The following is a 3,339-nucleotide window of genomic DNA, read 5'->3' on the forward strand; positions in this document are numbered from 1 at the left end:
CGTGTGGGAAGGCGATCTGACCTTCCTGCCGACCTACACCTGGCAATCGAGGGTCTTCTTCGACAACGACAACGATATCCCGGCGCTGCAGAGCACCGGAGACCGGGTTCAGGATGAGGTCCAGGGCGCCTACGGTCTCATGAACATGCGCGTGTCCTACCAGCCGACGGACGCGAACTGGCGGGTTGAGGCCTTCGCCTCCAACCTGTTTGACCGTGAGTACATCAAGGACGCCGGCAACACGGGCGGCGCCTTCGGGATCCCAACCTTCATCGCCGGCGAGCCCCGCTACTTCGGCGCGTCGTTCTCGATCAAATACTAGGCCGTTTCAATGTGACGATCCCCCTCCGGTCAGCCCGCTCTTTTGTGGCTGCGGGGGGGGTGATGTAGACGATCTCGAACGTGTGGCGTGCCTCCAGGTTTTACGTGTGTTACAACGCTCGATAACCTCGAGGGTCTATCCCTATGCTCGCTTTGAAAATCATGCAGGTCGGAAACTCCGTCGGCGTGCTGCTGCCCAAAGAGGCTCTGGCAAAGCTGGGTGTACAGAAGGGCGACGTTCTGTACCTCACCGATGGTGCGGAGGGCGATATGCGCCTGTCTGCCTATAGTCCAGACGTTGCGGAACAGATCGCGCTTGGTGAGGCGTTCATGGATGAATATCGCGACACGTTCCGCGCTCTGGCGAAATGACCGCCGAACCCCGCTGGGTTTCCAAAGAGGCGCTGTTGGCGCTGCATGACCGCAGCATCTCCCTACATGGCGGGGCTCCCGGCCTGAGGGATGATGGCCTGCTCGACTCCGCGCTGACCCGACCGGCCAATCGCTTCCACTACGAAGCCGTCGATGATGTCTGTGCCCTGGCAGCCACCTACCTCGTGGCGCTGGCCAGCAATCATCCCTTCACGGATGGCAACAAGCGCGCGGCGTTTCTGGCGGCTGGCCTGTTCCTACGCCTGAATGGCCGCCGGCTCATCGCCTCCCAGCCTGTGGCCGCGCGCAAGGTCCTGGCGGTCGCAGCTGGTGAGCGCGACCTGGACGCGCTGGCCGGGTGGCTGCGGACGCATTCGGTACCGGAGCCCGGCCCCTAGTCCCCAAACCCCACGAACACCGTCGCCTCTTCCACCGACTTGCGTTCCGACACCACGGCGTTGGCCGGGAAGGTCTCGTCCGGCCAGCCCAGGGCGATGCTCTTCATGATCACCTGATCGTCGGCGATCCCGGCATGCTCACGCACCACCGGTGACTGCATGATGCCCTGGCTGTTGATCACGGCGCCAAGTCCGCGCGACCAGGCGGCGTTGACCAGGGCCGTCGCCACGGCGCCACAGTCGAAGGGGGTGTCGTCGCTGCCGGCCAGCACCTTGTCATAGGTGATGATCACGCAGACCGGCGCATCGAACTGACGAAAGCCACGCATCACCCAGTCCTGGCGCATCGCTGCGTCATCGCGCGCAATGCCCATCGCGGAGAACAGCTGTTTGGCGACGCCGATCTGCCGCTCGCGGTGCTGGCCTTCAAAGGCCTGGCCGATGCGGAATTCGCGGGAATGAGGAATTCCCGCAAGATTGCGCTCGGTATTGCCGGCGCGGATCCGGTCGAGCGGCTCGCCGGTGAGGACGTAGAAGTTCCAGGGCTGGGTGTTCATCGACGACGGCGCGCGCATGGCCAGACCGATGATTTCCTCGATCAGCGCTTTCGGGACGGGATCGGGCTTGTACCCACGAATGCTCCGGCGGCCGAGGATTACGTCGTCAAATTTCATTCTGGTGTCCCTGAGGCTGGCGCGGTTGGCAAAGCGCTTTAGCGGTATCGATTTCCGGTGTCGACCAGCCCGGCGGTGTTCCGGCGGCGTGTGCGCCATAACGGGGCTGTCGGGTCCCGACTCCCTGTAAGGACGCCCTATGTCGCTCCCCGTCCGGCTGGGCCTGTTCTATTCTGCGATCTTCATCGGTGTGGGCGCGGGCTCGCCCTACATGCCGCTGTGGTTCGCCGAGCGGGGGCTGACGGGCGCCCAGATCGGGCTGATCCTGTCGCTGCCGATGATCGCGCGAGTGTTCACGGCGCCCTTGCTGGCGGTCTGGGCCGACAGTTTCCGGTTGCGACGTACGGCGCTGGTTTTTCTCAGCCTGATGGTGGCCGTCGCTTATGCCCTGATGGCGCTGCCGCTGGGGTTTGCGGGCTGGACTGTGATCTGGTTCGCCGCCTCGTCTGCGCTCTCCACCATCTCGCCGCTAACGGACGTGATCGCCCTCAAGCGAGCCCGGCATGACGGGTTCAACTTCGGCTGGCCACGCGGGATGGGGTCGGTGGCCTTCATGGTGGCCAATGTTGGCATGGGCGCCATCCTGACCTGGGGGTCGCCGGATCTGGTGCTGGTGTGGATCACAGCGGCGGTGACCCTGACAGCACTCGGCGCGCATCTGCTGCTGCCCCCGGACCCGGTGCACGAGGCAGGGCAGGTCCCCTCAACGTCCGGCCGCTTCGCTGGCATCGGCGTGTTGCTGCGCGATCCGGCTTTCATGACGGCCGCGCTGGCGGCGGGGCTGATCCAGTCGGCGCATGCCTTCTACTATGGCTTTTCCACCCTGGCCTGGAAGGACCAGGGCATCCCGGCCAGCATGACGGGCATCCTCTGGGCGGTTGGCGTCGGTGTCGAAGTGGGTTTCATGTGGTTTCTGGAGCCCTGGCGTCGTCGAATCGGCCCCAGGACGCTGCTTGTGATCGGGGGTGTCGCGGCCGTCGCGCGCTGGACCGCGCTCGCATTTTCACCGCCGCTCTGGCTGCTGTTTCCGCTCCAGGCGTTGCATGCGCTGAGCTATGCGGCCGTCTTCTTCGCCTCGCTGCAACTGGCTGAGCGGCTGTCGTCGCCCGCCAACGCCTCGGCGGCGCAGTCCATCAACTCTGCCCTGTCGAGTGGCGTGCTCATGGGTCTGGCGACGCTGGCCTCCGGGCCGCTGTTCGACCGCTTCGGCGCGTATGGCTATCTGCTGATGAGCGCCATGTCCGCCGCCGGGCTGCTCTGCGCCTTTCGTCTCTATGGCGTCAGGAAGCTGGACCCAGCCTGACGTGGCGACACGCTTGATCGCGCGGGCTGCGCCGCCAACTATGTCCGCGAACGGAGTATCGTCATGCGCGCACTGAACGTCACCGCCCCCTGGGGCCTTGATGCGATCCAGGTAGTAGAAGCACCCGACCCGACGCCGGGGCCCGGTCAGGTGCTGGTGCGCATGAAGGCGGTGTCCCTGAACTACCGCGACCTGCTGATGGTCAACGGCATGTACGGCCGCGGGGCCGCCACGACGGCTGACGTGATCACGCCATTCTCCGACGGTTGCG

The 3,339-nt window shown here is 65.1% G+C and carries 4 protein-coding genes and 2 pseudogenes; 5 read left to right on the top strand and 1 reads right to left on the bottom strand.

Annotated elements, in window-relative coordinates; translation table 11 throughout:
* The 3 genes and pseudogenes from ACIQ42_RS17350 to ACIQ42_RS17360 form a co-directional block, all read left to right on the top strand.
* Positions 1-322 (top strand): annotated as a pseudogene (locus tag ACIQ42_RS17350) (TonB-dependent receptor); the annotation flags it as partial.
* A gap of 143 nt (positions 323-465) precedes the next feature.
* Positions 466-693, top strand: a complete 228-nt coding sequence (locus ACIQ42_RS17355; protein ID WP_397400082.1) for an AbrB/MazE/SpoVT family DNA-binding domain-containing protein — start codon at positions 466-468, stop codon at positions 691-693.
* Complete coding sequence (locus ACIQ42_RS17360) at positions 690-1,091, top strand: type II toxin-antitoxin system death-on-curing family toxin (RefSeq protein ID WP_397423485.1); 402 nt, start codon at positions 690-692, stop codon at positions 1,089-1,091. Before ACIQ42_RS17355 ends, ACIQ42_RS17360 begins: the two co-directional genes overlap by 4 nt.
* On the opposite strand, the gene ACIQ42_RS17365 is transcribed toward ACIQ42_RS17360, so the two are convergent.
* Positions 1,088-1,765, bottom strand: a complete 678-nt coding sequence (locus ACIQ42_RS17365; protein ID WP_397400080.1) for a nitroreductase — start codon at positions 1,763-1,765, stop codon at positions 1,088-1,090. The genes ACIQ42_RS17360 and ACIQ42_RS17365 overlap by 4 nt on opposite strands.
* A gap of 139 nt (positions 1,766-1,904) precedes the next feature.
* Here ACIQ42_RS17365 and ACIQ42_RS17370 point away from each other — a divergent pair, with 139 nt between their 5' ends.
* Both ACIQ42_RS17370 and ACIQ42_RS17375 read left to right on the top strand, forming a co-directional pair.
* Complete coding sequence (locus tag ACIQ42_RS17370) at positions 1,905-3,068, top strand: MFS transporter (protein ID WP_397423486.1); 1,164 nt, start codon at positions 1,905-1,907, stop codon at positions 3,066-3,068.
* A 63-nt stretch (positions 3,069-3,131) separates the two neighbouring features.
* Positions 3,132-3,339 (top strand): annotated as a pseudogene (locus tag ACIQ42_RS17375) (NAD(P)-dependent alcohol dehydrogenase); the annotation flags it as partial.

The organism is Phenylobacterium sp., assembly GCF_044372605.1.
Classification (GTDB): domain Bacteria; phylum Pseudomonadota; class Alphaproteobacteria; order Caulobacterales; family Caulobacteraceae; genus Phenylobacterium.

Coding starts and splice junctions, on each gene's coding strand:
- ACIQ42_RS17355 (WP_397400082.1), top strand. CDS start 466: ATGCTCGCTTTGAAAATCATGCAGGTCGGAAACTCCGTCGGCGTGCTG.
- ACIQ42_RS17360 (WP_397423485.1), top strand. CDS start 690: ATGACCGCCGAACCCCGCTGGGTTTCCAAAGAGGCGCTGTTGGCGCTG.
- ACIQ42_RS17365 (WP_397400080.1), bottom strand. CDS start 1,765: ATGAAATTTGACGACGTAATCCTCGGCCGCCGGAGCATTCGTGGGTAC.
- ACIQ42_RS17370 (WP_397423486.1), top strand. CDS start 1,905: ATGTCGCTCCCCGTCCGGCTGGGCCTGTTCTATTCTGCGATCTTCATC.